This is a genomic window from Streptomyces virginiae (assembly GCF_040638905.1).
Lineage (GTDB): Bacteria > Actinomycetota > Actinomycetes > Streptomycetales > Streptomycetaceae > Streptomyces > Streptomyces virginiae_B.
This window is the reverse complement of the sequence record NZ_JBEZYV010000001.1, coordinates 429524-454979: the sequence shown is the minus strand read 5'-3', so window position 1 is coordinate 454979 and position 25456 is coordinate 429524. Positions and strand designations below refer to the sequence as shown.

General features: G+C 72.4%; 22 protein-coding genes and 2 pseudogenes. 11 read left to right on the top strand and 13 right to left on the bottom strand.

Annotation, left to right across the window (positions count from 1 at the left end):
- The first annotated feature begins 38 nt into the window (after positions 1–38).
- A complete protein-coding gene (locus AB0F82_RS02245) occupies positions 39–1328 on the top strand; it encodes a PucR family transcriptional regulator (protein WP_362622851.1) in 1290 nt (429 codons plus the stop codon).
- 440 nt (positions 1329–1768) lie between these two features.
- Here AB0F82_RS02245 and AB0F82_RS02240 read toward each other — a convergent pair whose 3' ends face one another.
- From AB0F82_RS02240 to AB0F82_RS02230, 3 genes are all read right to left on the bottom strand, one after another.
- Positions 1769–3151 carry a DUF1996 domain-containing protein gene (locus AB0F82_RS02240; RefSeq protein ID WP_356814929.1) on the bottom strand — a complete coding sequence of 461 codons (1383 nt, stop codon included), beginning with the start codon at positions 3149–3151 and terminating at the stop codon, positions 1769–1771.
- 9 nt (positions 3152–3160) lie between these two features.
- The gene (locus tag AB0F82_RS02235; protein ID WP_037848045.1) at positions 3161–3802 is read right to left on the bottom strand and encodes a DUF4142 domain-containing protein; all 642 of its coding nucleotides are present in this window, start codon (positions 3800–3802) and stop codon (positions 3161–3163) included.
- 235 nt (positions 3803–4037) lie between these two features.
- Positions 4038–5036: a helix-turn-helix transcriptional regulator gene (locus AB0F82_RS02230; protein WP_362622847.1), complete on the bottom strand. Its 999-nt coding sequence runs from the start codon at positions 5034–5036 to the stop codon at positions 4038–4040.
- 95 nt (positions 5037–5131) lie between these two features.
- Between AB0F82_RS02230 and AB0F82_RS02225 the strand changes: the two genes are divergently transcribed.
- Positions 5132–5533, top strand: a complete 402-nt coding sequence (locus AB0F82_RS02225; protein WP_362622844.1) for a RidA family protein — start codon at positions 5132–5134, stop codon at positions 5531–5533.
- A gap of 51 nt (positions 5534–5584) precedes the next feature.
- Here the strand turns inward: AB0F82_RS02225 and AB0F82_RS02220 are convergent, their stop codons facing one another.
- Both AB0F82_RS02220 and AB0F82_RS02215 read right to left on the bottom strand, forming a co-directional pair.
- Positions 5585–6277, bottom strand: coding sequence for a sigma-70 family RNA polymerase sigma factor (locus tag AB0F82_RS02220; RefSeq protein ID WP_356814411.1), 693 nt, complete (start codon positions 6275–6277; stop codon positions 5585–5587).
- A 210-nt stretch (positions 6278–6487) separates the two neighbouring features.
- Complete coding sequence (locus AB0F82_RS02215) at positions 6488–7189, bottom strand: hypothetical protein (protein ID WP_362622840.1); 702 nt, start codon at positions 7187–7189, stop codon at positions 6488–6490.
- Positions 7190–7383: 194 nt separating this feature from the next.
- Between AB0F82_RS02215 and AB0F82_RS02210 the strand changes: the two genes are divergently transcribed.
- The 4 genes and pseudogenes from AB0F82_RS02210 (at position 7384) to AB0F82_RS02195 (ending at position 10484) form a co-directional block, all read left to right on the top strand.
- Entirely contained in the window at positions 7384–8595 is a 1212-nt protein-coding gene (locus AB0F82_RS02210; RefSeq protein ID WP_362622837.1) for an MFS transporter, read from the top strand.
- Positions 8592–9692, top strand: a complete 1101-nt coding sequence (locus AB0F82_RS02205; RefSeq protein WP_362622834.1) for a sugar ABC transporter permease — start codon at positions 8592–8594, stop codon at positions 9690–9692. Before AB0F82_RS02210 ends, AB0F82_RS02205 begins: the two co-directional genes overlap by 4 nt.
- Positions 9693–9769: 77 nt before the next feature.
- Positions 9770–9914: pseudogene (locus tag AB0F82_RS02200) on the top strand (IS630 family transposase); the annotation flags it as partial.
- A 183-nt stretch (positions 9915–10097) separates the two neighbouring features.
- Positions 10098–10484 (top strand): hypothetical protein, encoded by a 387-nt coding sequence (locus AB0F82_RS02195; RefSeq protein WP_362623449.1) that lies wholly within the window; start codon positions 10098–10100, stop codon positions 10482–10484.
- Positions 10485–10889: 405 nt separating this feature from the next.
- On the opposite strand, the gene AB0F82_RS02190 is transcribed toward AB0F82_RS02195, so the two are convergent.
- From AB0F82_RS02190 to AB0F82_RS02175, 4 genes are all read right to left on the bottom strand, one after another.
- A complete protein-coding gene (locus tag AB0F82_RS02190; RefSeq protein ID WP_362622831.1) occupies positions 10890–11543 on the bottom strand; it encodes a hypothetical protein in 654 nt (217 codons plus the stop codon).
- Between the two features lie 294 nt (positions 11544–11837).
- Complete coding sequence (locus AB0F82_RS02185) at positions 11838–12842, bottom strand: NADP-dependent oxidoreductase (protein ID WP_362622828.1); 1005 nt, start codon at positions 12840–12842, stop codon at positions 11838–11840.
- 305 nt (positions 12843–13147) lie between these two features.
- The gene (locus AB0F82_RS02180) at positions 13148–13354 is read right to left on the bottom strand and encodes a hypothetical protein (RefSeq protein ID WP_436842013.1); all 207 of its coding nucleotides are present in this window, start codon (positions 13352–13354) and stop codon (positions 13148–13150) included.
- Between the two features lie 60 nt (positions 13355–13414).
- Positions 13415–14107: an SDR family oxidoreductase gene (locus AB0F82_RS02175; protein ID WP_362622825.1), complete on the bottom strand. Its 693-nt coding sequence runs from the start codon at positions 14105–14107 to the stop codon at positions 13415–13417.
- Between the two features lie 126 nt (positions 14108–14233).
- Between AB0F82_RS02175 and AB0F82_RS02170 the strand changes: the two genes are divergently transcribed.
- Entirely contained in the window at positions 14234–14818 is a 585-nt protein-coding gene (locus tag AB0F82_RS02170; protein WP_362622823.1) for a TetR/AcrR family transcriptional regulator, read from the top strand.
- A gap of 694 nt (positions 14819–15512) precedes the next feature.
- Here AB0F82_RS02170 and AB0F82_RS02165 read toward each other — a convergent pair.
- Complete coding sequence (locus AB0F82_RS02165) at positions 15513–17570, bottom strand: pectinesterase family protein (RefSeq protein ID WP_362622820.1); 2058 nt, start codon at positions 17568–17570, stop codon at positions 15513–15515.
- 97 nt (positions 17571–17667) lie between these two features.
- Between AB0F82_RS02165 and AB0F82_RS02160 the strand changes: the two are divergent.
- Positions 17668–18117: pseudogene (locus AB0F82_RS02160) on the top strand (IS630 family transposase); the annotation flags it as partial.
- The gene (locus AB0F82_RS02155; protein ID WP_362622817.1) at positions 18042–18296 is read left to right on the top strand and encodes an alpha/beta hydrolase; all 255 of its coding nucleotides are present in this window, start codon (positions 18042–18044) and stop codon (positions 18294–18296) included. The pseudogene AB0F82_RS02160 and the gene AB0F82_RS02155, both read left to right, overlap by 76 nt.
- Before the next feature lie 291 nt (positions 18297–18587).
- On the opposite strand, the gene AB0F82_RS02150 is transcribed toward AB0F82_RS02155, so the two are convergent.
- Positions 18588–20096 (bottom strand): DUF4246 domain-containing protein, encoded by a 1509-nt coding sequence (locus AB0F82_RS02150; protein ID WP_362622815.1) that lies wholly within the window; start codon positions 20094–20096, stop codon positions 18588–18590.
- A gap of 80 nt (positions 20097–20176) precedes the next feature.
- Positions 20177–21298: an acyl-CoA dehydrogenase family protein gene (locus AB0F82_RS02145; protein WP_362623415.1), complete on the bottom strand. Its 1122-nt coding sequence runs from the start codon at positions 21296–21298 to the stop codon at positions 20177–20179.
- Between the two features lie 274 nt (positions 21299–21572).
- Between AB0F82_RS02145 and AB0F82_RS02140 the strand changes: the two genes are divergently transcribed.
- Together AB0F82_RS02140 and AB0F82_RS02135 are read left to right on the top strand one after the other, a co-directional pair.
- A complete protein-coding gene (locus AB0F82_RS02140; RefSeq protein WP_362622812.1) occupies positions 21573–23402 on the top strand; it encodes a CoA transferase in 1830 nt (609 codons plus the stop codon).
- Positions 23399–25057, top strand: a complete 1659-nt coding sequence (locus AB0F82_RS02135) for a class I adenylate-forming enzyme family protein (RefSeq protein ID WP_362622810.1) — start codon at positions 23399–23401, stop codon at positions 25055–25057. The genes AB0F82_RS02140 and AB0F82_RS02135 overlap by 4 nt, the downstream gene beginning before the upstream one ends.
- On the opposite strand, the gene AB0F82_RS02130 is transcribed toward AB0F82_RS02135, so the two are convergent.
- On the bottom strand, positions 25054–25209 hold the full coding sequence (locus AB0F82_RS02130) for a hypothetical protein (RefSeq protein WP_362622808.1): 156 nt from the start codon (positions 25207–25209) through the stop codon (positions 25054–25056). The two genes, AB0F82_RS02135 and AB0F82_RS02130, sit on opposite strands and share 4 nt — an antisense overlap.
- Between the last annotated feature and the right edge of the window lie 247 nt (positions 25210–25456).

The window sequence follows — 25456 nt, the reverse complement described above, 5'->3', positions numbered from 1 at the left end:
CCCGGGCAGGCCTCACCCCGGCACGAACGAGGAAAACGATGTGCGAACTTCTGAACCGCATCTGGTCCCGCCCCCGAGGCGAGTGGACGCGCGTCCTGCGCAGGGAACTTCCCGCACTGGCCGCCGAGATAGTGGAGGAGCTTCTGCATGGAATTCCGGAATTTTCCGCACTTATCGATGACAACGATGCCATCGATGCAGAGTTGTTCCGGCAGCGGGTGGAAGAGGCACTCCTCACCACTCTCGGCTACAAGGAGCGATCCCGGGAACAAACGGACGAGTGCCAGGATCTGGCGGAGAACCAGGTCGAAACCGAGCTCGCCACCGAGCTCGAAACCGCGGGCCGGGAGACGGCCGGCAGCAGGGAGGCGGCGTACGAGTGCGAGATAACGCACGAGGGCCGACGGGACGACGTCCGCGAGGAGGCCCGCCCCGGGTCCCGCGACGGGATCCGCGAGACGGGCCGGGAGCGCCTCCGGGTGACCAAGCGTGAAGAATCCGAGGAGGAGGCCGTTGAAGGCAACCGGCCGGGCGAGCAGGCCCGCCAGGAGCTGTTCAGGACCCTCACCGACGACCGCGTCGCGTCCGACAACTCCCTCACCGAACTCGCCGAGGCGGCCGGATGGCCCCTCCCGCTGGCCGTACGGGCCATTGTGCCGGCCACGCCCGGCGAGGCGCAGCAGCTCGCGGGCGTCATGGAGGACGCCCTCGTCGGGATGTTCGCGGGCCGGCCGTGCCTGCTGGTCCCGAGCCCTGACCCGGAGGTCCGCGTACCGCTGGAGCACCTGCTGCGCGGCCGGTTCGCGGCCGTGGGTCACGCCGTCCCGCTCCGGGACACGGCATCGTCCCTGCGCTGGGCGCTGCGTCTGGCTGCGCTGACGCCCAGCCGGCCCGGCCTGGAGGCCAGGGCCGTCTTCGTCGACGACCACCTCTCGACCCTGCTCCTGCTCCAGGACGAACCCCTCGCCCATGCACTGGCCGCCCGCTGGCTGCGGCCCCTCGCGGACCTGACCCCGCGGCAGAGCGAGCGGCTGGAGGTGACCCTGCTCGCCTGGCTCGAGGGCGGCGGGGCACCCGAGGCCGCCAAGGCCCTCAGTGTGCACCCGCAGACCGTGCGGTACCGCATGCGCCAGCTGGAGAAGCTCTTCGGAACCGGCCTGCGTGATCCGCGGACCCGGTTCGAGCTGGAGATGGCCCTGCGCAGCCGCCGCCTGATGGCCCAGGTGCGGCGCCAGCACTCACGCGTGACCCGCAGGACGGCCCGTGTGATCCAGGCGGACTTCACCCCGCTCGTCGTCGGCCGCATGGCCCGCGTCAACGGCCTCTGAGACACAACGCGCCCGGCCCGGCCCCGTCGTAACGGGGCCGGCCCGGGCGTTTTCGTGTGCCCGTGCGCACCACCCACCCCACCGTCCACTCCACCGCCCGCCGCACCGTTCACAGCCCGCCGTCCATCGCCGGCCGTCTCCGTGCCAGGGGACGGCCGGGACGGGCGTGACGGGCGGGACCGGCGGTGCATGGCGGTGCCAGTGGTGCATGTCGGTACCGGACGGTGCCGTCAGAGGAGCCGACGGGTCCGGCCGGACGGGGGCGGGCGCACGTGCCCCCGGTCCCGCCCTCCGTAACGGGGCCGGGGGCCTGGAACACAAAAGAGGTGTTGGTCCGAAGCAGGCTTCGGACCAACACCTTTCCCGGGGCGGGCGCGGGGTGAGGAAGGGGGGAGCGCCCGACCCCGGGAGCAGAGGGGGATAGAACCCCGCGGTAAGCGTCAGCGGCAGCTGCGCCCGTCGTTGATGCAGCTCACGGCCTTGTTCATCAGGCCGTTCGACATCACGTTGATGAAGTCGCCGTGGTCGGTCACGGGCTTGTGGAGCTGCTCGGGGAAGCTGTCCACGGCGAACCGCTGGCCCGGCGCCACGCCGTACACGATGCGCTGCACCAGCTGCGGAATGGCGGTGAAGCCCTTCTGGCAGCGGCCGTTGCGGTCGGGGAAGGCCACGTGCGTGCGGTGGTTGGCGCTGTCGGTGTTCCGGCCGTCCCAGCAGCTCTGGAAGGTGAAGGTGCGTACCACGTCACTGCCCTTGGGGCAGATCGGGTACTTGTCCTTCAGCTGGCGGTTCTCGAAGCCGGTGCAGCTCCAGGAGGCGTTGGCGTTGGCGTTGCCGTTGGAGAAGGCCTTGGCGTCACCGGTGATGATGCGCATGAAGCGGGGCATGGCCGTGACCTTGCCGGCGGGGCTTCCCTTGAAGTCGATCGTCACCTGCTTGGGCTTCAGGATCGTGCCGACGTTGCCGTCCTGGCCGCCGCCGGGCGCCTTCGCGTCCCGTTCGGCCTTGCCGTCGCGCAGCCGCAGCACGGGCCAGTAGTACGTGGACTGGTCGCCGTTGTTGCACGTGGTGCCGGCCTTGGCGAGGCTGTCGTTGGTGGAGAAGGCATCGGTGGACACGTTGCCCACGTAGTCGTGCATGTGGTGGGCGCCGTTGGAGACGCCGGGTGCGACGATGACGTTGTCGGGGTTGAAGTGGCCGTTGTCGTTGCGCCCGCACTGGACGCTGAAGGAGCCGTTGGAGGCGCCGCCCTGGGCCTTGGGCTTGTTGACGTTCGGGCGGACCTTGGTGATGTTCACGAAGTCGCTCTTCGCCGGGCCGCTCTTGCTGCCGGCCGCGGCGGACTTGGCGTCGGCCCCGGCGTTCAGTGCTGCCGCGCCGGCCCCGCCGTCTTCCTCGGCGGGGGCCTTCTTCATCTCGCAGGAGCTCAACTGAGCGATGTCCTTGGGTGGTTCAGCCACCCGGTCGATCGCGTCGGACACGCCCTTGATGGTCTCGTCCCGCTGTCCCTTGAGCTCGCCGAGGAGAGCGTCGCCCTGTGCCTCGCCGGCAGCGAGCCGCCGGTAGGCGTCCGCCACCTGGTCGTCCAGCTTCGCCAGGTTCGCGTCGACCTCGGCCTTGGCCTGCTCGGGTACGGCGGTGAGCTTGTCCCCGACGTCCGGACAGTCGATGGTGGTCATCAACTGCGCCTTGCGGTTGCCGTCCTGGCCCGCGGACGCGTTGCCGGCGATGACGGCGACGCCGCCGCCGCCCAGCACGAGCGCGGAGACCACTCCCACGAGCTTGGTCGTCAACCGGGGGCGCTTATGGCCCTTTTGCCTCATGCGATCACTTCACTTCGTCGGTGGAACATTGTCGGAGAGCCCGTCGAAGTCGACCAGCCCGGTGTCCTCGAGGACCGTGATGTGGTCCAGCACCGTGGCGTTGGCGGACGTGGCGAGGGCTCGCACCATGGAGTTGCGGGTCTGCGCCCGGATCCCGGCCAGCAGGCCGAACACCTTTCCGTGTGCTCGGCGCAACAGCTGGGTGAACAGCCGTTCGTACTCGTCTCCCTTTGCACGGTTCATCTGGCCCAGCCAGTCCTGCTGCTGAGCGGAAGGCTGGTTGGGCAGGTCGATGCCGAGGGCCTGGCCGACCTGGATGACCTGCCGGTCCAGTTCGGTGTGGCCGTCGACGAGGTGGTCCCCGGCCGTTCGGATCGCGGGGCGTGTCCCGCGCTGCTGGGCCTGCCGCCCGGCGGGCAGCTCCCACAGCCCGGCGAGGCGGACCTTGCGGACGAAGTCCCGGTCCGCGGCCGTCAACGGCCCGTAGGCCGTGCTCACCGTGCCGAGGCCGTCGTCGTCGCCGGCCGCCGGTGCGGCGACAGCGGCCGTGGCCCGGCTGCCGAACTTGTCCACGGGGACCAGCAGGGCGATCAGGGTGAGGGCGAGCGCGGTGATGACTACGCCGCTCGCGATCGAATACCTGGTGGCCATGGACCAGCCTCGAGTGGTTCTCCGCCGCAATGACAGCAATGTGCCTCCTTGCTCCGTGGGGCCGGGAAGGTGGCGGGGCAGGGAGGTTCCGCAAGCGTCGTGCGGTGCAACACCCGCATTCCCGGGGGTGTCACGGGACGGTAGTGCCCGGCGCGACGCCCCTGCCGGAGGACATCACCATCGGACAAACACTCTGGCGCTTTCCGGAAAGGCTGATATCTTGCCGCGCCGGCGCCTAAGCGAAGGGCGGCTGCGACGGAGGCGCTCCGTAGCGGGCGGCGATCGCCGTCGCGCGCGCGTGCAGGGTGTCGCGCAGCCACTGCGGGGCCAGGACCTCCGTGCTCGGGGCGAGCTGCCACAGAGCCCATTCGGCGTGCCTGCGGTCCTGGAAGCCGAGCTCCAGCCGCAGCCGGCCGTCCGCGTCCGCGTCGGCCTCCTCGGCGAGGACGGCCACCGCGCTGCCCACCAGCTCCTCCCGCCGCGCCGCGTCCACCCGTACCAGTACGGCGACCTGGTCCGCGCCGGCCCGGAACCGCCTGCTGCGCTCCTGCCAGGCCAGGTCCAGATCGACCCGCTCCGGTCGCCGGGCCGGTTCGGCCAGCTCCTGTGCCGCCAGGACCCGCGACAGCCGGTAGGTGCGGTCCGCGCCCGCCCGCGTGGCCAGCAGGTAGCCCTGGCCGCGCACCGTGACCAGGCCGACCGGGTCCACCGTGCGCCACTCGGGTGCCTGGCCCGCGGCCGCGTAGTGGATGCGCAGCCGGTGCCCGTCGAACACCGCGCGCCGGATCTCCGCCACCACGGCATCGGGCAGTTCCTCGGTGACCAGCCGCCTCGCGAGGGCGTCGGTCTCCGGGTCGATCAGCAGCCGCCGCGCCGCCCCGGCCGCGGCGGCCCGCTGGCTCTCGGGCAGCGCGTCGACCACCTTGCGCATGGCCGAGGCGAGCGCCGAGCCGAGGCCGAACGCCTGCGCGCCGCGCCGCGATCCGGCGACCAGCAGGGCGAGCGCCTCGTCGTGGTTCAGCCCGGTGAGCTCGGTGCGGAAGCCGGGCAGCAAGGTGAAGCCGCCGTGCCGGCCGCGCTCGGCGTAGACGGGGACGCCGGCCGCGGACAGCGCGTCGATGTCGCGCAGCACCGTACGGGTGGACACCTCCAGCTCTTCGGCCAGCGTGGTCGCCGACATCCGGCCGTGCTGCCGCAGCAGCAGTACAAGGGAGACCAACCGATCGGCGCGCACCCGAAAACGCTACCGGAATACACGACACTCGATGTCGTGATTGGTTGCGAGGCTTCACCACGAGACAGCACGTCGCACACGAGAGGTGAACCCGCATGTCACACGCCATCGTCAATCCGGACGGCCTGCACGACCCGGCCCCGTTCGGCTACAGCCACACTGCCACCGTCCCCGCCGGTACGGAACTGGTGCTCGTCGCCGGTCAGTACGGGTCGGGCCCGGACGGCGCGGTCGTATCGGCCGATTTCGCCGAGCAGGTGGAGCGGACGTTCCACAACGTCGGCGTGGCCCTCGCCGCCCACGGCCTCGACCTCGGCCACGTCGTCCAGCTCCGGACGTACGTCGTGAACCACGACGTCACCATGCTCGGGCCGATCGCCGCGGCCGTGCAGGAGCGCTGGGGCGGCAAGCCGCCCACGCAGACCCTCATCGGTGTCGCGGCCCTCGCCACGCCGGACATGCTGTTCGAGGTCGAAGCCGTCGCCGCCCGCCCCTGACCCCTGGGCCCGGGCCCGGAGCGTCCCGGGCCCGGGACACCGCGTTACGGATCAGGCGGACGAAGCCGCCAGCACCGCCTCACGCGCCCGCGGGGCGCGCTCGGGCTGCGCGGCCGGGGCCTGCGGGTCCGGCGCCGCCGTGGGGGTGTCCGTCAGGAGGGCGATGAGGGAGGTACGGGCGCGGGCCACGCGGGAGCGGACCGTGCCGATCGGGCACCCGACGGCCTCGGCCGCCTCCGCGTAGGGCAGGCCCAGCAACTGCGTCAGGACGAAGGCCTCCCGGCGTTCCGAAGGGATCGCGGCCAGCAGCTCGGCCAGCGCGATGCCGTCCTCGAAGCCCGGTACGCCGTACGGCTGGGCCTGCTCGGCGGCCGTCTGCCAGTCGCAGCGGTCCGACAGCCTCGGCCGGGCCGCGGCGTGGCGGAGGCTGTCCACGACGGTGCGCCGGGCAATGGACAGCAGCCAGGTACGCGCGGAGGAACGGCCCTCGAACCGGTGGAGGCCGGCCAGCGCGCGCAGGAACACGTCCTGGGTGAGGTCGTCGGCCGCCTGGGTGTCGGCGCTCAGGTAGGCGACGTAGCGCCAGACGTCGCGGTGGAGGGCGCGCACGAAGCGGTCGGTCTTCGCGCGGTCGCCGTCGCGGGCGGCGAGCGCCAGCCGGGTCACCGCCGCGTCGGAGTCCTCCGTGTGCCGGGCGGGACGCTCGCCGGTGGTACAGCAGTGGGTGGTCAGGGCAGGAGTCATCGCCAAAGGTCCTTATGCGCAAGGGGAGTCCGGCACCGCGCGAGCGGCGGGGCCGGTGAAGGGCACGGCCTGCCCGGGGGCACGGCCGAGGGCCCGAGGCGCGGCGTCCACGTGTCACATGCGGGGGACGAGGTGCACGAGGTGCATCAATGGCATGCGAGGGGTGCGCGAGATGGTCGCGAACGTGGATGCGGCTCGGGTGACCAGCTGTCAGAGGACAGCGGTCACCGTCGGCGGACCCCTTGAGGTGATGGCATGGACGAGGAACAGTCGGCGCGGTGCGCGCGGCCGGCGCCGCCGGCGCACCCGCAGGCGCGGCCGGTGCCCGACGGCTGCCGGACGCAGCAGCAGACGCAGCGGGACCCACAGCCGCGCGGCCACGGCACGCAGCACCCGGAAGAGGGCGCGCTCGCCGTGGGCGAGCCACAGACCGCACAGCACGGCGGCCAGCAGGTGGGCGATCAGCATCCCGGCCGGTGACATGAACGCCGCCGGCACGGCCGCGGATCCGTGACCACCACCCGCCATGTGCATGGCGGACGGGGCGGACGCGGCATCCGCCGCCCCGTGCACGGCGTGGTGCGCGTGCACGACCGCCTCGGCCTCCGCCCCCGCGGCCGCGGACTCCGGGTCCGGCGCCGCCAAGGACTGGGCCAGGGAGAACCCCGAGTGGAGCACGGCCTGCACGGCGACGGCGGCTCCCGTGACGGGGAGGATCCCGCGCTCACGGCCGGCGAGGGACCAGGCCGTCGCCGCGGCCGCGCCGAACCCGACGGGCAGCGCCCACCAGGGCACCGCTGTATCCGACATGAGCATGTGCCCGGTCGCCGCGAGCAGCACGCAGAGGGCTGCGAACATCGCAGCCCTCAGGGCGCGTAAACAGCGGACGACCGGCTCCATGGCGGGGCTCATCCTCGCACCGGCCTCCCGAGCCGCACACCGGGGTGCGCACTTCCGGACAAGTTTCCGCGACCCGACCGTGCCACAGCCGGACCGCCTGCCTCGTGTGGTGCAGGGCACAGCGGAGCGCGGGAACCCGCCCGCCGTTCCACCCGACTGACTACCCGTTCGATCGAGGAGTTCAACGTCCTTGGAAGGGAGACTTCGTGGCGTCGGAGGGAACGGCGACGGCATCGCCGGCGGAGCAGGACGGCGAGGCGGGCGGACGACTGACGGCGCTCCTCACCTGCGCCATGGCGTTCTCGATGCTGCAACTGTTCCTGCTCGGAGCGCTCGGCCCGCGCCTGGTGGACGAACTGGGCGTATCCCCGGCCCTGCTGGGTGTGACCACCACGATCGGCTTCGGCACGGCCGCCGCCCTGTCCCCGGCGGGCGGCCGGATCGTGGACCGGATCGGCCCCCGGCGCTCGCTCGCCGCACTGCTGCTGCTCTCCGCGGCCGCACTCGCCCTGATCGGCGCCGCCCCCGGCGCCGGCCTGCTGCTCGGCGCCGTCGCACTGGGCGGCGTACCGCAGGCGCTGGCCAACCCGGCCACCAACAAGGCCGTTCTGCGCGCCGTCCCGCCCGCCCGGCGGGGCGCCGTCACCGGCCTCAAGCAGTCCGGCGTGCAGCTGGGCGCCTTCGCGGCCGGAGCGCCGCTGGCGGTGCTCGCCGGCGGGATCGGCTGGCGGGGCGCGGTGTGGACGGGCGCGGCGGCCGCCCTGCTCACCGGGCTGTGGGCGCTGCGGGTCCTGCCCGTGGACCCCCCGCCGCCGCCCGCGGGACCCCGGACGGAACTCGTCCCGCGCGCGATGGTGGCCTGGCTGGCCGCCTTCTCGCTGTTCCTCGGCGCGGGCATCGCCTCCGTGAACACCTACCTCGCCCTTTTCGGCGCGCAGCGCCTGGGCATGGGACCGACGACCGCGGGCGCCCTGGTCGCCGTACTGGGAGTGGCCGGGATCGCCGGCCGGGTGGGCTGGTCCAAGGCCGCCCGGCCCGGACGCGCCGAATGGCTGCCGGGCTGGCTCGCGCTCGGCGCGCTGGGCGCCGCCGCCCTGCTGGGAGCCGCCCTCGTGCTGGGCCCGCTGGCGTGGGTCGGCGCGGTGGCCGTCGGTGTGTTCGCCGTCTCCGGCAACGCCGTCTCCATGGTGCTGGTCCTCCAGCGGGCCGCCCCCGGCCGGGCCGGACAGGACTCCGCGCTGGTCGCGGCCGGGTTCTTCGCCGGATTCGCCCTGGGCCCGCCGCTGTTCGGGCTGCTCGCGCAGAGCGGGCGGTACGGACCGGGCTGGCTCCTGGTGGCGGCGGAGTTCGCGGTGGCGGCGGCCGTCGCGTTCCTCTGGGCGGGACGCGACCGGGCCCGGCGCGGAGGCACGGCGTGAGCGCGGCGACCGGCCGGGCACTTGCGGCGGTCATGGAACGGGTCGCGGTGACCGCTGCGGAGGTGGGACACCGCTTCCCGCTGCACGCCGACCCGGCCGACGGGCGGTGGACCACGACCGGCCGCGGGTCCTGGACCGGAGGCTTCTGGGCCGGTCTGCTCTGGCTGCGGGCGCGGTACACCGGTGCCGAGTCCGACCGGCGGGCCGCCGCCGCGTGCACGGCCCGGCTCGCACCGTGGGTCGGGGCCGACACCGCCACCCGCGGCCTCATCTTCTGGTACGGGACCGCCGCGGCCGGCGACGACGCCGGAGCCGCCGAGATCCGCGCCCGGGCCGCCCGGGCGTGCCTGGCGTCCTGCGACCCGGAACTCGGCATCCTGCCCTGGGGCGACGCCCTGGGCGGACCCCGCCTGCTCGCCCGCGTGGACGCCGTCCCCGGCACGGTGCCGCTCCTCGCGGGCGCCGGACCGGCCGGTGCGGCCGCGGCGGCCGCCCACCTCCACCGGCATCTGGACCTCTGCCTCGGCCGGACCGGCGGCGCGGACGACGACGCATCCGGCTGGTTCCGGCCCGCCCTGCGCTTCGAGACGGCCACCGCCCGGTGGCGGCCCTGCGAGGATCCGCCGCCGGGCTGGAGCCGGGGACAGGCCTGGCTGCTCCTGGCGGTCGCCGACGCCATGCTGCGTCCGTCCGGCGCCGCGGGCGACCCCGCACGTCTCACCGACGCGGCCGCCCTGCTGCTCACGCGCGGCGAACTGCTGACCGGCCGGCCGGTCCCACCGGCCGACACCGCCCTGCCGGACGGCCCCCGCGACACCTCGGCCGCCGCGATCACGGCGGTCGCCCTGCTGAAACTGGCCCGGACCCCCGGCCCCCGCGCGGAGCAGTACGCGCTTCGGGGCGCGGAGATCGTCGACCACCTCATCCGGTCCCACCTCACCGGCGAGGGCGGCGGCCGCCCGGCCGGCATGCTGCTGGACGGCTGCTACGACGCGACCGCGCGGCCGGCGGTCCGCCACGAGCTCGTCTGGGGCGACTTCTTCCTGGCCCTCGGCCTGGCCGCCCTCCACGGGCTGGTCGACATCACCCGCGTCTAGTGCTGTGACCGGGAACGTTCACCGGGTTGCTCGTGGTGCTGGTTGGAAATGCTTTCCCGGACCAGTGGCGAGGCGGGATGGCGCAACCGGTCCGGGTTCGCGGGCTGAGCGAGCAGGAGGGGCAGAGACTTCAGCACATCGTCCGGCGGGGCAGTACCAGCTCGGTGCGGTTCCGGCGGGCGATGATGCTGCTGGCAGTCCGGTCCCGGTTCGACTCTTCCAAGGTCGCCAACCGGACGCTGGACCACGTCATCCGGCACGCCCTCCTGAAGGGGCGGGTGGACATGGAACAGGACCGCATGACGAAGGGCAGCCCGCACCTGATCGGTGCGAAGCACGTCGCTGACATCACGCGCGGCGTCATGTTCGGCACGGGCCGCACCAGCAAGGCGAAGGAGGCGGCTCTTGAAGACAACCAGGTGGTCGCCGCCGTCCTGGACTTCCTCGACTGCATCACGGAGGCGTTCCCGGGACCTTGCCGCCGTCGCCGACGGCACCCTGTCCCCGCAGGTGCTGCGCGAGAATTCGCTTCTCGGCTCCGTCGGCATGCTCCGCGTACTGGCCGCGGTGTTCCACAACCTGCGGACGGCGGGCGTGGAGGCCGAGGCCATCACCGGGCACTTCCGAAGCCTCGCCCCCGCCATGGGCGCGCCGGTGCAGGAGGTATCGATCTGGCGAAAGGACCCGAAGACGTCGGAGTCCTTCGAGGTCGGCGCGTACGCGCCGGTAATGCGTCAGCAGAACATCTCGTACATCGTGGAGGCCGTAACCAGTTGGTACAAGAAGCGCTGAACTTCCGCCTCAGCCCTGTGCCCGCCCGGTCCCTGACCGGGCGGGCGCCGTTATGTGTGGGGTGACCCGGAACCACGTCGTCATCGGCTTCGAGGCGTACGTCACCCCCAAGTATCAGCGTGAAGTGTCTGCACGCCGGTGGGTGGTGTCGTGCCTGGGGCCGGTGGTCCCGGAGGCCTTCGCCGGCCGTGACCGAGATACGCGCCAAAGGGGCAATGGGATGATCTTGAAGTCCTGAGAGCTCCGCGGCCGCTACCCCGCCACCCGTGGCCGGAGGACCCGGCTGCGGCCGAGCCGACCCGGCGGCTCGACGCGCCCGAGTAGCGGCAGGCTGCCCCGCACCGCCTGCCGCCGGCTGCATCGACGGGCGCTCCCCGGCCGGGGAGCGCCACGGGCAGCCCGGGGTCAGCCGCCACCCGAGTTGGCCGAGGCCGAACCGCCGGAGAACCAGGTCGAGTGGGACCGAGGCAGATCGCGCGTGCGGCGCTCGGTGCGCAGCTCCACCACGATCGCAGCCGGGCCGAGCAGGGCCTCCAGTGCGTCGGCGAGCCGCTGCGCATCGCCGCCGAACGGGAGCGGGGCGAGCCGCTCCCGGCCGCCCCGCAGGACGAGTTCCAGCGCGAGCGTGGAGACGGCCGGCTTGCGGTCCCCCTGGTACGGCTCCACCACCTCGTGCGTCAGCCGCACCTCGCGCAGGGTGTCGACGGGCAGCCAGTCGTCCGGCCCGGCGGCCCGGACCAACCGCAGGGACGCGGGCACCCCTGTCGGCGCGAACTCCACCCGCAGGATGTCCCGGGCCTGGAAAAAGGCCATCGCAAGCCAGCCGAGCAGGTACTCCAGCCCGGCGATCACCCCCACCACCACGAACACGGTCGACGCCCGCGCCCCAGCCAGCGCCATGCACAAGGCGACGAGCAGGGTCGGCACGCCCAGAGCTAGCGGAATCAACAGCGCCGACTGGGCCGAGGTCAGCGCGTTCCACGCCGGCCCGGCCGGGCCGGCATGCAGGACCAGTTCCGTCGAGTCGGGGCCTTGTCTCAACAAGGGATCGGTGGCCATGCCTCCAGCGTAGGACCGGTCCGCAAGAGCGCCTCGACCCCATTCGGGCCGTTGACGCAAGGCTTCTGACGGCCCGTATCCCTCAGCCGGCGGGCGCGGCGGGCTCTCAGAGCTCGAACCACGGGTCGGGCCACTGCTCGGCGACGGCCATCAGCGGCTAGAGGGTGGCGTCGTCCAGGGGCTGGACGGTGCGTTCGTGATCGGGTCCTGGTGGGGGAGAAAGGAGCGTGGGGCGGGTTCTTCTCGTTGTGGCGGGCGGCGTTCTCGGCGTCCGGCAGGGCCGTTGCCCTGGGTTCACGTCATGGAGACGACGACCTTGCCGGCCTTCGCGCGGCCTTTCTCGACGCACTCCATGGCCTGAAGGGTCTCGTCGAAGGGGAAGACCTGGTCGACGACGGGGCGGATCTTCCCGGCGTCGATGAGGGGGGTGAGTTCGCGCAGCTGGTCGCCACTGGCCTTCATGAACAGGAAGGAGTACGTGACACCGAGACGCTTGGCCTGGCGCCGGATCTTGGCGCTGAGCGCGGCGATGCCCAGGCGGAGCACCGGGTTCGAGCCGAGTTCGCGGGCGGTGGCCGGGTCGGGCGGGCCCGCCACGGAGATGGCCAGGCCGCCGGGCTTGAGGATGCGCAGGGACTTGGCGAGGTTCTCGCCGCCGAGGGAGTCCAGGACGAGGTCGTAGCCGGTGAGGAGTTCGGAGAAGTCCTGGGTGCGGTAGTCGATGACCTCGTCCGCGCCGAGGTCCTTGACGAGGTCGATCTTGGCGGTGCTCGCGGTGGCGGCCACGTGCGCGCCCAGTGCCTTGGCCAGTTGGATGGTGATGGATCCCAGGCCGCCGGCGCCCGCGTGGATGAGGACCTTCTGGCCCGGCTGGACGTTCGCCCGCTCGACCAGGGCCTGCCAGGCGGTCAGCGCGACCAGGGGGAGGGAGGCGGCCTCGGTCATGGTGAGCGTGGCGGGCTTGGCCGCCAGGTCGTCCTGGTGGACGGCGAGGAGTTCGGCGAAGGTGCCGATGCGGTCCTTGCCGGGCCGCGCCCAGACCTCGTCGCCCACCGCGAAGCGGGTGACGGACGATCCGACGCGGACGACGGTCCCGGCGAGGTCGTTGCCCAGGACGAGCGGGAGACGGTAGGGCAGGATCTGCTTGAGGTCACCGTCGCGGATCTTCATGTCCAGTGGGTTGACACTCGCCGCGTCGATCCTGACCAGGACGTCGTCGGCGCCCACCTCGGGGTCGGGTATCTCGGCGGCACGCATGTTGGAGGCGTCACCGTACTTCTCGACCATGAAGGCCTTCATCGTCATCTCCGTTCGTGTGGTCTCCCGTCCAAGCGGGAGGGGTGTTCTGTCCGTGAGGGTTTTGTCTCGTTACGAGGCAGTTTGTGATGTCTTCTGGTCCGCGCGCTCCGCGTCGGCACGGCAGTGGCCAGTGCCTGCGCGGAGAGCCCTGCGCGGCGGCCGTGTTTCCGGGCTCAGGCCACCGGCACGGCCGGGGCGATGACGCTGCCCGCGTCGCCGCCCTGAGGCGGCCCAGCGAGCCCGCGACGCCCTCGTGCGGTACACCGAGCGGCATGGCGCTGACCTTGCCGAGGCGCGCGTACTGCTCATCGGTGAGCTGGACGTCGAGGGCTGCGAGGTAGCTGTCGGCGCTGTCGAGGAAGGTGCCCGCCGGCCTCGGCGAACCGGTCGAAGATCCGGCGGGCCTCGTCGGGCTCGGCGCCGGCGCCCCAGCCGGTGCCGAAGTTCGCGGTGCCGAGCGCGTACTCGGAGACGCGCAGTCCGGTCCTGTGGTCGAAGGCCCTATAACGCATGAGAAGTCCCTGCGCAAGGGGGCCTGGAAGGCCGTCGTGCCGTGGCGGAGGGGGTGAGCGTCAGCCCGCGTTCGGCTGGGGCGCCGCGGACAGGCTCTGCTTGACGTACCTGCTGGTCTCGTCGGCGAGGATCTCGGGCAGGCCGGTCTCGATGCCGTAAAGGGCCTGGGCCGCGACGTCGGCGGCGGCGACCTTCTGATCGGCGGGCACGGCGGCGGCCATGTCGGTGTCCATGTAGCCGACGTGCAGCGCCGAGACGGTGATCCCGCGGGGCGCCAGTTCCTCGCGACTCGCGTCGCTCAGCGCCCAGGCGGCGGCCTTGGAAGCCGCGTAGGAGCCGAGGCCTGCCGGGTGGAACCAGGACAGGGCGGACAGGACGTTGAGTACGGCGCCGCCGCCGTTGCCCTCGATGACGGGAGCGAAGGCCCGTGTGGCGACGAGCGGGCCGAAGAAGTTGGTCTCCATCTCGCGACGTACCTCGTCCAGGTCGCCGCCGACCAGCGTCGCGCCGGTGGAGATGCCCGCGTTGTTGATCAGAAGCGTCGCGTCCGACGCGATGCGGGCGGCCTCCCGTATCGACTCCTGGTCCGTCACGTCGAGGCGCAGTGGGCGGACGCCCGGCAGGTCGACCGTTTCGGGACGGCGGGCCGCCGCGTAGACCTTGGCGCCATGCTCCACGAGCTGGGCGGCCAGGTGCCGCCCGAGGCCCCGGTTGGCGCCGGTGACCACCGCGACCGCGTTCTTGAGTTCCATGCTCGCTCCTGTCCTTCGCGGGCGCCGTCGGAGCACCCGCGTCAATTAGATTACAACCGCAATCTAAACACGTGGACTAGGATAGATGTCAATCGACATCCAAACTGGTTCGTGCAGGAGGTGGCCATGGGCCGCGTATCGCAGGCGCAGGCGGAGGAAAATCGCATGCGGGTGGTGGACACCGCGTCGCGGCTGTTCCGGGAGCAGGGCACCCACGTCAGCGTCGCCGATCTCATGAAGGCGGCCGGCCTCACCCACGGCGCCTTCTACAAGCAGTTCGCCTCCAAGGAAGCGCTCGTCGATGAGGCCACCGCCCACGTCTTCGATGAGATCGCACGGCGTAATGCGGCCGGGCTCGAGCGGCACGACGGGCAGCGGGATGCCGCTCAGCGGGTCCTGATCGACGCCTACCTCTCCGTCGAACACCGTGACAACGCGGCGGACGGCTGCCCGGTCGCGGCTCTCGCCACCGATATCGCGCGCGGACCCGAAGGCCGCGAGGCGCGCCGTACCTACGCGGAGGGCGTGGCCGACTTCGCCGCGTTCCTCGCCCCCGCCGAGGCCGTCGGGGGCGGCGAGGGCGTCGGGGGCGGCCTCGCCCGGCTGTGCACCCTGGTCGGTGCTCTGGTCCTGTCCCGGGCCACCCAGGGCTCCCCGCTCTCCGAGGAGATCCTCGCCGCCGCGCACGCGGCCCTGACGGAAGCCGGCTGACCGGGGGCCCGGCATCGGGCGCCGCGCGGTGTGTGTGCACCGGCCGCACCCGCGAGGTGACGCGGAGTCCGGAGTCCGAGGCTTCCGTGCTCGCGGCCTGATCGGTCTGGCGTAGTTCCGTGCTCCCTACGGCAGTTGTCGTGCAAATGCGACACCTATCGTGCTCAGGCTCACTCCCGCGTCATCCTGACGACCGCTCACCTCGACCACACGCCCGAACACTGTGAGCCCGACAATCTCCGCGCGATGTGCCAGGGCTGCCACCTGCACTACGACCAGGACCACCACGCCCGCACCCGGGCCGAAGCCCGCCTTGCAGCGCTCGAAGCCTCCGGACAGTTCACGTTCGAGATGTAGCCAACCCGACCATGATCCAGTGCTTGGCGCTAATGGCTGTACCGATGTTCCCCAAGGCCGGGACCCTCAGCAGCCGCCTTCCGCGTCCGACCGGTCGGACGCGGACGACGTCAAGGTGCTTGTGTCCGGCAAGCGCGGTGCGACTCGGCTGGGCTTCGCCGTCCTGCTGAAGTTACTGGAATCCCACCCTCAGAAGGGGACTGGAGTCCTCCGCGGCGGGCCTGCCCGCGTCCCTCGCCCGCAGTGCGGGCGCGGGCGTCCTGAAGTGATCCACCACCCCGGTGCCCGGGCGGGCGCGCCCGCCCGGGCACCGGGGTGAGTTCCTCCTCCCGTCGGTCTACGGGGTCCAGTCGCCCAGCCAGTCCGAGACCTCCTGGGACGCGGCCTGGGAGTCGGTCAGATGGGGCCGGTCGGTGCTCTTCGGGCCGGCGCCCGGGCCGGTGTTCATGTACTCGGCGAAGCGGTCGTCCTTCCAGGAGAACCCGCCCATGTCGGACCAGGGCGTGCTCTTGATCGCGGCACTGAGGGTGGAGTTGCGGACGGTGACCTGGGGGTCGACCGTCTTGTCACCACCGGGATGCCAGTTCCGGCCGAGCTGGAAGGAGGACGCGGCCACGTCGCCGTTGACCGTGGAGCGGTTGATGAGGATGCCCTTGCGCCCCGCCGGGGTGCTCGGGGCGGTGATGTAGCCGGCCGAGGTGCCGTTCCAGCGCTTCTTGAGGGTGATGACCGACTGGTCGATCACCGCGGTGGCACGGCCGAAGATGAAGTCGACGTTGCCGACGACGTAGGAGTTGGTGACGTAGACGCGGCCGGGCTTGTCCGGCGCCGCGGTTTCCATCTCCAGGGTGTCCTGGTCGCCGGTTACGATGACGCCGTCCAGCACGATCTTGTCCGCGGCCGTGAGCAGGGCGACCGCCTGGTGACCCTCCAGGGACTGGTTCGCGGCCTCGTCGAAGTCGTTGGAGATGCTGAGGTTGCGCAGCTGGGAGTCGTCCGACCGAACGGCGACCGTGGCGCTGCCCGGTGTGCCGTAGGTGCCCGAACCGTCCGGCTTGCGCGTGCCGGCCGCGTTGCCGTACACGATCACCGTGTCCTTGCGGCTCGCGCCCGAGCCCTGGATGGTGACGTGCGGCTTGTTCGCCGGAACGTTCACCAGTTCGCGGTACGTGCCCGGCTTGACCGAGATGACCACGCGGGAGGGATTGCCGACGGGTACGGCGTCCACCGCGGCCTGGACCGTCTTGTACGTGCCGGATCCGTCCTTGGCCACGGTGAGGGTGGTCGCCGCCGCAGAAGAGGGCGCCGTCGCCCTGCCGATGGCGGCGCGCGGGCCGGCGCCGGACTTCACCTTCGAGGGGACGTCGGCGGCCGCGTCGAGGGAGTAGGGGTAGTACGTCGTGGGGTCGAAGGCCGTGCCACCGCTCTCGTTGCGACCGGTGGTGTTCACGAAGACGTTGCCGCGCTGCACGAGAGCGGCCGTCCCGTCTTTGATGACCGGGTTGTTCATCCCCTCGAAGTAGCTGTTCTCCAGCACCATCTTCGTCCCGCCACGCGCGTAGTTGCCGTAGGAGGAGGTGATGGACGAGTCCGGGTCGTCCTGCAGGAAGTTGTTGTAGAGGTGGGCGTGTGCCACGTTGTCCGTCGACGGGTTGCGCTGCTCGGTCTCGTGGAACCAGTTGTGGTGGATCGTGATGTCGGCGGTGACGTGGTCGGTCCAGCCGATGCCGAAGGCCTTGTTTTCGTTCTTCAGCTGGTTCCAGGACACCGTCACGTATGTGGTGTCCTTGCGGCTGTCGATCAGTCCGTCGGCCATGTTCCGCAGGTTGTTGTGGTCGATCCACACGTGATGGGCGCCGTCCATCTGGATGGCGTCCCAGTCGTGGTCCTTGTCGTTCCACGTGCCGGCGTAGGAGTCACGGATCGTCAGGTTCCTGATGATCACGTTGTGGACGCCCTGGCCCAGGAAGAACCCTCCGCCGACGATGTGTCCCGAGGTGCCTGCGCCGACGATGGTCTTATCCGAGGCGACCTTGATCTCCTTGCCCTTGGGGTTCATGGTGATCGTGCCCGCCACGACGATGACGTACGGCTTCGGGGCGGTCGCGTACTTCTCCAGGTCGGCCAGTGTTTTCACGGTGACGATCGCGCCGTCCCGGCCGCCGTAGGTGCCGTTCTGTCCCAGCGCGTTGACCGAGGCGAAGCCGTCCGCGACCTCACGGGCCCAGGCCGGGCCCGTTGTGGCGGCCGCGGCCTTCGGCCGGGCGTCCTCGCCGAACACTCCGAAGGCTCCGCCGTACGACACGCCCACTGCGGTGGCCGTCGCCAACGGGATGCCGACGGTCAGGCCGAGCCTGCGCCTGCGGTGCCGTGCCTTGTGCTGAGTGGTGTCCATTTTCACTGTCCTCGGGGATGGCTGGGGGGTGTACACGAGCCAGTTGCCGCCGCAGGCGAAAAGGTTGCCGCACTCCCGCCGATTCCCACACGCGCGGGAGGAGTCCCCGGACACGGAATTCGACGTCAAGCTGGCCCGGATCGAGTACGCCGGTCAACGAGCGGCCGGACCGCACGTTCGCCTTCGACGAGTTCGGCCCGCTGGGCATCCGCCCCACCGCCGGCTCCTGCTGGCAGAAGCAGGGCAGCCCCGACCGGCTGCCGGCCACCTACCGCCGCACCCACGGCATCACCTACTTCCACGGCTCTACTCGGTCGGTGACGACAAGGTGTGGGGTGTCAACCGGCGCCGCAAGGGCATCGACCACACCTGGGCCGCCCTGCGATCGATCCGCGCTGCCCGTCCGGACGGCGCCCCGATCTACGTGGTCCTGGACAACCTCTCCGCCCACCTGAACTGGCGAATCCGCAGGTGGGCGACGAAGAGCGAGGTCGAGCTGCGCTGGCGCTCACCTGCTACGGCAGCCCCGCCGGCACCGATTTCATCCGGAAGATCGACCACCCGGGCGCCCCGCCGATGCTGCTGGTCGGCACCCGCGGCGACCCGGCCACCCCGTACGAGTGGACGAAGCAGACCGCCGAACGGCTCGGATCGGGAGTGGTCCTCCATACGAGGGCGAGGGACACACCGGTTATCTGTTCTCGTCCTGCGTGCGCGGCTACGTGAACCACTTCCTGCTCGACGGGCAGCTGCCGGCCGGGAACCGGACCTGCCCGGACGAGGGCTGACGAGGGCCTGGGAGGCCGGCCCGCCCGGGTTCGGGCGGCGGGTGCCTCTGCCCCTCCCGCTCCGTCAGCTTCCGGACCCTGACCGGTGGTGCCATCCCGCCTCCCCTGCTGGTTGGAAGCGACATCACTTCCAACCAGCACAACGAGCAACCCGGCGAACCTATGCGGTCACAGCACTAGGTCGTGTCGTCAACGTCCCGCCCGGCCGGCGGGGCCTGGCACGGCCCCCTCAGTGCTCGCAGAGGGAGAACTCCCTTTCGAAGAGCTGTTCGTTGTGCTCGTCGACGAAGAACTTGCGTTCCTGCATGAGCTGTTCGCGGTAGTCCTTGGCCTGTTCCAGGGTCATCGTCGAGGTCTCGGACCAGGGCTGCTGCGGCGGTACATCGGACGTCGACACGATCCTCTGCGACGGGTCGACCAGGAAGAACGCGAGGATCTTGCGGTGTCCCGGGCGGGTGGGATCCGCGAGGCGGAACGAGTCGACGCGGTGTTGCAGGATGTTCGGGAACGCCAGGCAGCGGCCCGCCGGGGTCGACGTCGATCCCAGCATCTGGTTCAGCGCGTCTTCGTCCTCCAGGCCGTAGACCTCGCGCAGGCCGTTGTCGTCGTTCTGTTCGTAGTGCGGGTCGTCGAGGGCCGCCCGGAAGCCCAGCCGGCTCTCGGTGATGTTCTCGCTGTCCCAGTAGTAGAGGGCGGTCGAGACGATCCGCTCGTTCAGCATCCCCTCGACGTGCCAGGAGCCGCCGGAGTACTCGGGCTTGTCCGGGGTGAGGTGAATGGTGGCGAGCTTGACGATGACCTGGAGACCGCGTCCGCGCAGATCGACCCGGGCGGATTCCCCGGGCAGCTCGGGCGCGGTGAAGGCGGGGGCGTCCGGGACGACCGGCCGGCGGTTCTCCCACCACTGCTCGTAGGCCTCTTCCCACACGCTGCGGGCTTCCTGGTAGGCCGCGTCGTCACTGTAGGAGGACTGGTGCGGGTACTCCGGCTCCGAGTCGTACCACCCGTAGGGATCGGCCGCGATCCGCAGGGGCCGCGGGTGCCGAAGGTCCGTGAGCACGTTCTCCAGCAGCGGGAGCATGCGCGCGAACACGTCGGGGAGGACCGAGACGAGGTCGGCATGGGTCTCGGGGTGGACGTTGTTGACGTACGAACGGAAGGCCACATCGCCGCCGTCACTGACGTCGACGTCCGTGGGCAGCCACTGGAACCTCTCCGAGAACTCGTACTTCGAGTAGCGGTCCGACGGGTTCTGCCAAGCACTCTCGGGAGCCCCGCTCGCCTCCCGCACCAGGCAGAACAGTGAGGGATGGACCAGGTCCAGCACCTGGCCGTCGGATCCGGGATGCCAGTCCTTCTCCGCTTCCGGGACCTCCTCCAGCACCCGGACCGCCTCGCGCAGCCGGGACCTGAGCGTGTCGTCGACGAGTGTGTCCGACTGCCAGACCCCGTCGACGGCGGACACCTCGACGCCCGTTCGCCCGTCCCGGAGCGCTGCGTAGTGCCGGAGTTCGTCCAGCACGTAGCGGACCTGCGCCTCGGTGAGGCCTTGGGCGACCGCTTCCCGCGTCCACCTGGCGACGATGCCGGCGTCGTTCATCTTCTCGAACCACCCGGGCTTCGCCCGGATGAGCGCGCTGCACTGCATCATCTGGAGTTCCCGCAGTGTTCGGGGTGTGGCGAACGATATGGAACGCGAAGCGGTGAAGGGCAGCGGGAAGGCAGACATGCCGGTCAATTCTCTCGGTCCTCCGAGTCGGTGTGCGGTGGCCGGAAGAATACTTCAGCGGACTGACACCGCCGTCCGGCCGGCCGCTGCTACGCGCAGCCGTAGCCGCGCAGGACGCGGCGCGCCACCGAGGTGATGTGGAGTTCGTCCGGTCCGTCGAGGATGCGGGCGGCGCGCCCGGTGCGGAACAGGCCCGGGAGCGGGGTGTCCGGGCCGAGTCCAGCGGCGCCGTGTACCTGGATCGCGCAGTCCGCGACCTGCTGGAGCATGCGCGCGGCGGCGACCTTGGCGAGCCCCACCTCCGTACGCGCGTCCTGCCCGGCGGCGATGAGCGCCACAGCCTCCCGGACGAGGGGACGCGTGGTGCGCAGGGCCAGCAGGGCGTCGAAGACATGGGCCTGCACCAGCTGCTGGTCGGCGAGCGGCCCGCGCGATCCGCCGTGCGTGGCGGCCCGCTCACACATCAGGTCGAAGGCCCGTTGGGCCTGGCCGAGCCAGCGCAGGCAGCGCAGCGTACGGCCGAGCAGGAGCCGCTCACCGGCGATGGCCAAGGCCTCGCCGGGCTCGCCGAGGAGGTGGTCGGCCGGGACGCGCACCCCGTCCAGGGCTATCTCGTACTGGCCCGCCACTCCCAGCACGGGTAGTTCGCGCACCACGCGGAAGCCGGCGGAGCCGGTGGGTACGAGCAGCAGGGACAGCCCCTCGCGGTCCCCGTCCGCACCGGAGGTACGGACCATGACGGTCACCAGGTCGGCGCCCGCGGCCCCCGAGGTGAACCACTTGCGGCCGGTGACCCGCCAGCCGCCGTCCGCAAGCCGCTCGGCGCGGGTGGCGGTCCGGAACGGGGCGGTACCGGGCACCCCCGGCTCGGTCATCGCGTAGCAGGTGCGGATCCCGCCGGCGACCAGCCGCTTCAGGTACGCCTCGCGGACACCGGGCCGCCCGTGCCGGGCCAGCATCCGCACGTCGAGCAGCGGGGCGGATCCCAGCGCGGCAGGACCGTGGTCGCTGGCCCCCTCGGCCTCGGCCAGCTCGGCGTACGCGGCGAAGGACAGCCCGCCACCGCCCAGTTCGGCGGGGAGCGGCAGTGCCCAGAGCCCCTCGGCCCGGGCCTCGGCGCGCAGTACGGCCAGCGCCTCGGCGGCCGCGGGCCCACCCCCGTCCAGCACGGACTCCCGGGGGAACACCCGGTCCCGGACGAACCGGGCGATCCGTTCCCCGGGCGCGACCGCGTCCGCATCCTGTCGTGCGGCTCCGCCACCGTCCGTACGGAGATCTTCCACTATTCGCCTCCTCTTTCCCGGGAACTTCCGGGACGCGTGCGGTCCGCCGGAAAGTTTCGGCAACCCCCGCGAACTCGCGGGAACTCGCACGAACGGCCGACCGACTGTCTGTTCGTGGAACTGGTCGGGTGCGCAGGCTCCCGGGTTCCCGGATCCCGCAAGACCCCGGCCGCGGCCACCGCCGCGCCAGGAGAGGAGAGGCATGGCGTCACCGGCAACCACGCAGACGGTCCGGCCGCTCGACACACTGCGCTTCGACGCCTCGGGCCCGCCGCAGATCACGAGCGTCGTCACCGACCACCTGCGGCTGCTCGGCGCACGGGCGGACCGCCCCGTCCACGTGGACGCGCCCGCCGTCGGCACCACGCTCACCGGCGGCGACTTCGCACCGGCGCACGCGGCCGCCACCTGGGCGGATCCCGCGAGCGGGCTCGCCGATGAGGTCACGGTGCAGGCCGCCACCGGCATCATGGCCGTGCACGGACGGCGCGACGGCACCCCGCGCGGGCTGGCCGTCGACTACGCCGCCACGGCCACCGCCGTCCTCGCGGTCCAGGGACTGCTCGCGAACCTCGTGGGCCAGGCCCGAGGCGCGGCACCCGCGCCGGTCACCACCGGGGCGGACCGGGCCGGACTGCTCGCCGTGTCCCAGTACCTCGCGGCCGCCGGCGCCGACGAGGGCGAGGCGGCCGAAATCGCCGCCGGGGGACCGCCGTTCACCTCCGCCGACGGGGTCGTCTTCGAACTGGAGACGCTCGATCCGGGAGCCTGGGCCGCCTTCTGGAAGGCGCTGGAGGCACCTGCGGACGCCCTCCGCACCGGCTGGCGGCCCTTCCAGTTCCGCTACGCCACCGCCTGCGCCCCCCTGCCGGCAGCCCTCCACACCACGGCTCGGTCCCACGGCTGGGACCGGATCCGCCGGGCCGCGGCCGCCTCCGGTGCCGAAGTGTGCGCGCTGCGCTCCCTCGCGGACCGAGCCGCCGAGCACGACGGCGCCGCCCCGTGGTTCCTCACGCCGTCGACGGCCCGGGCCGCCGGGAGCGCCGGGGGCGTCCGAGCCGCGGGTGGCGCCGGCGGGCCGGCACCGCTGCCGGCCGGTCCCCGCCGGGAGTCCGCCGGACCCCTGGCCGGGCTGACCGTGCTGGAGGCCGGCCGCCGTATCCAGGCGCCGCTCGCCGCGCACCTGCTCGGGCTGCTCGGCGCCGACGTGATCCGCATCGAACCGCCGGGCGGCGACCCGCTGCGCGGCATGCCCCCCGCCTGTTCCGGGATCTCCGCCCGCTGGCTCGCCCTCAACCGCGGCAAGCGGGCCGTCGAGATCGACATCAAGGCGGAGGCGGACCGGGGGCGGCTGCGGGACATGGCCGCGCACGCCGACGTCTTCCTCCACAACTGGGCGCCGGGCAAGGCCGCCGCCCTCGGCCTCGACGCCGACGACCTCGCACGGGTCAACCCCGCGCTCGTCCACGCGTACACCAGCGGCTGGGCCGGCCGGCTCGACGACGCCCCCATGGGAACGGACTTCATGGTCCAGGCCCGTACGGGGGTCGGCGAGGCCGCCCGCCCCGACGGTGAGATGCCCGCGCCCTCGCTGATGACCCTGCTCGACGTCCTGGGCGGACTGCTGGGCGCCGAGGCCGTCCTCGCCGGCCTGCTCCTGCGCGAACGCACCGGCCTCGGCGTACGGGTCGACTCCTCCCTGCTCGGCGCGGCCGACACGCTGACCGGCCCCGCCCTGCGCCGGGCGGCCCGCGGGCACAACCCCCGCCGGCCGGCCGGGTTCCGGTACCCGCTGGCCACGGCCGACGGCTGGATCGCACCCGCGGACGCCGATGCCCGGGCCGCCGCCGGCCACGACCTGCGCGCCCTGCCCACGGCCGAGGCCCTGTCCCGGCTGCGCGGGCACGGCCTGACCGCGACCGCCGTCACCACCGAGCTGTCCGACCTGCACCACGACCCGCGATTCGCCGGATCGATCAGCCGCGACGCGCACGGCGCCCCCGCAGTCCCCGACCCCTGGAGCTTCGTATGACCGCCGACAGGCTCGTACTGCGTGACCTGCTGCCCGCCGAACTCCGCCGCGCCTGGGTGGTCGACGGCACCTGCCCCGACCTCGACCTCTACAGCCTCTTCCGCGCACGCCAGATCGCAGACCTGCACCGCACCGCCGTCGTCGACGCCAAGGGCAAGCTCTGCTACACCGCCCTCGACCGCAAGGTCCGATGTCTGGCCACGGGCCTGAGGGACCTCGGGATCGGCCCGGGCGACGTGGTCGGCGTACAACTGCCCGACGGCCGGGCCGCCGTCATCGCCGACCTGGCGCTGGCCGCCCTCGGAGCGGTCCCGCTGCCGTTCCCCGTGGGCCGGGGCGTGCTGGAGGCCGAGTGCCTGCTGCGCCGCGCCGAGGCCGTCGCCGTTATCGCGGCGACCGAGCACCGCGCGTTGCGGCCCGCGGCCGACCTGCGCACCTTGGCCGGGGCACTGCCGCGCCTGCGGCACGTCATAGCCGCGGGCCGGCCGGGCACCATCCCTGATGGAACGATTCCGCTGACGCAGCTGCTGCGCAGCGACCCCGGGGGCTTCGTCCCCGCCCGCCCGGACCCCGACAGCGCCGCGCGCATCCTCGTCTCGTCCGGTTCCGAGGCCGAGCCCAAGATGGTCGCCTACTCGCACAACGCGCTGGCCGGCGGCCGCGGCAACTTCCTGGCCTCCCTCATCCCCGACGGCACCCCGCCGCGCTGTCTCTTCCTCGTCCCGCTCGCCTCCGCCTTCGGATCCAACGGCACCGCCGTCACCCTCGCCCGGCACGGCGGCACCCTCGTGCTGCTCGACCACTTCACCGCGGACGCCGCGCTGGCCGCGGTGCGCGAACACCGGCCGACGCACGTCCTCGGCGTGCCCACCATGATCCGCATGATGCTCGAACGCCTCGACGGGACGGGCGGAGAACTGCCGTCGCCCACCGCGCTGGTCCTCGGCGGCGCGCCGCTCGACGAGACCACGGCGGCCGCCGCCGCGCAGGCCTTCGGCTGCCCCGTCGTCAACCTCTACGGCTCCGCCGACGGCGTCAACTGCCACACCGGACTGGGCAGTACGGTGCCGCCCACCGACGGCTCGGGTGTCGTCGCCGGCCACCCCGACCCCCGGGTCGCCGAGATCCGCATCGCCGACCCCGAGACGCACGCGCCGCTCCCCGACGGCGCCCTCGGAGAGATCCTCTCGCGCGGCCCGATGACCCCGCTGTGCTACGTCGGCGCCCCCGAGCTGGACGCCCGCTATCGCACGCCCGACGGCTGGGTCCGCACCGGTGACCTCGGCCACCTCGACGCCGACGGCGTCCTGCACGTCGTCGGCCGCCTGAAGGACATCGTCATCCGCGGCGGAGCCAACATCAGCCCCGCCGAGGTGGAGCGCGAACTCACCGCGCACCCCCAGGTCCGGGACGTGGCCTGTGTCGGCGTCCCCGATCCGCTGATGGGGGAGCGGCTCGCGGCCTGCGTCGTGGCCCGCGGGGCACACGCCCCCACCCTCGCCTCCCTCGGCGAACACCTCACGGGGCGCGGCCTGGAGCGGCGCAAACACCCCGAGCGGCTGCTCGTCGTCCCGGAACTCCCCCTGACCGCGGCCGGCAAACCCGACCGCGCGGCCCTCCGCAAGCGCCTGACCGAGAGCGGCGCCCTCGTCTAGGTCGTGTCGTCAAAGTCCCGCCTGGCCGGCGGCGCCTGGTGCACACGCTCAGGCGGGTCGCCCATCCGGCGGCGGTCCGCCGCCGGATGGGCGTCGAGGGCGGCCGGCCGGATCTCGATCTCCACGGCGCCGTCGCCGCAGCGCAGGGACACGGCCCGCTCCTCTCGGAGCAGCGCAGGGCCGAAGCCGGCGCGCAGGCGCTGCGCGAGGGCGCCGTAGGGCTCCTTCGAAGCGTGCGTGGGTCCAGTCCTGGAGGAAGGGTTGCTCGGCCGGCGCCTCCGCCTCCATGACGCCCGCGGCCGGCCGCACCGCGCCCCGGCCCAGGTGTTCCTCGTCGTCCTCGTCGTCCTCGTCCAGCCCGTCGCGGTCGTAGGGGCCGTGGCGCCGGGGAGGAAGGGC

Excerpts from the sequence above, each read along its gene's own strand:
- AB0F82_RS02245 (WP_362622851.1), top strand. The coding sequence starts at position 39 with ATGTGCGAACTTCTGAACCGCATCTGGTCCCGCCCCCGAGGCGAGTGG.
- AB0F82_RS02240 (WP_356814929.1), bottom strand. The coding sequence starts at position 3,151 with ATGAGGCAAAAGGGCCATAAGCGCCCCCGGTTGACGACCAAGCTCGTG.
- AB0F82_RS02235 (WP_037848045.1), bottom strand. The coding sequence starts at position 3,802 with ATGGCCACCAGGTATTCGATCGCGAGCGGCGTAGTCATCACCGCGCTC.
- AB0F82_RS02225 (WP_362622844.1), top strand. The coding sequence starts at position 5,132 with ATGTCACACGCCATCGTCAATCCGGACGGCCTGCACGACCCGGCCCCG.
- AB0F82_RS02220 (WP_356814411.1), bottom strand. The coding sequence starts at position 6,277 with ATGACTCCTGCCCTGACCACCCACTGCTGTACCACCGGCGAGCGTCCC.
- AB0F82_RS02215 (WP_362622840.1), bottom strand. The coding sequence starts at position 7,189 with ATGAGCCCCGCCATGGAGCCGGTCGTCCGCTGTTTACGCGCCCTGAGG.
- AB0F82_RS02190 (WP_362622831.1), bottom strand. The coding sequence starts at position 11,543 with ATGGCCACCGATCCCTTGTTGAGACAAGGCCCCGACTCGACGGAACTG.
- AB0F82_RS02185 (WP_362622828.1), bottom strand. The coding sequence starts at position 12,842 with ATGAAGGCCTTCATGGTCGAGAAGTACGGTGACGCCTCCAACATGCGT.
- AB0F82_RS02180 (WP_436842013.1), bottom strand. The coding sequence starts at position 13,354 with ATGCGTTATAGGGCCTTCGACCACAGGACCGGACTGCGCGTCTCCGAG.
- AB0F82_RS02175 (WP_362622825.1), bottom strand. The coding sequence starts at position 14,107 with ATGGAACTCAAGAACGCGGTCGCGGTGGTCACCGGCGCCAACCGGGGC.
- AB0F82_RS02170 (WP_362622823.1), top strand. The coding sequence starts at position 14,234 with ATGGGCCGCGTATCGCAGGCGCAGGCGGAGGAAAATCGCATGCGGGTG.
- AB0F82_RS02165 (WP_362622820.1), bottom strand. The coding sequence starts at position 17,570 with ATGGACACCACTCAGCACAAGGCACGGCACCGCAGGCGCAGGCTCGGC.
- AB0F82_RS02140 (WP_362622812.1), top strand. The coding sequence starts at position 21,573 with ATGGCGTCACCGGCAACCACGCAGACGGTCCGGCCGCTCGACACACTG.
- AB0F82_RS02135 (WP_362622810.1), top strand. The coding sequence starts at position 23,399 with ATGACCGCCGACAGGCTCGTACTGCGTGACCTGCTGCCCGCCGAACTC.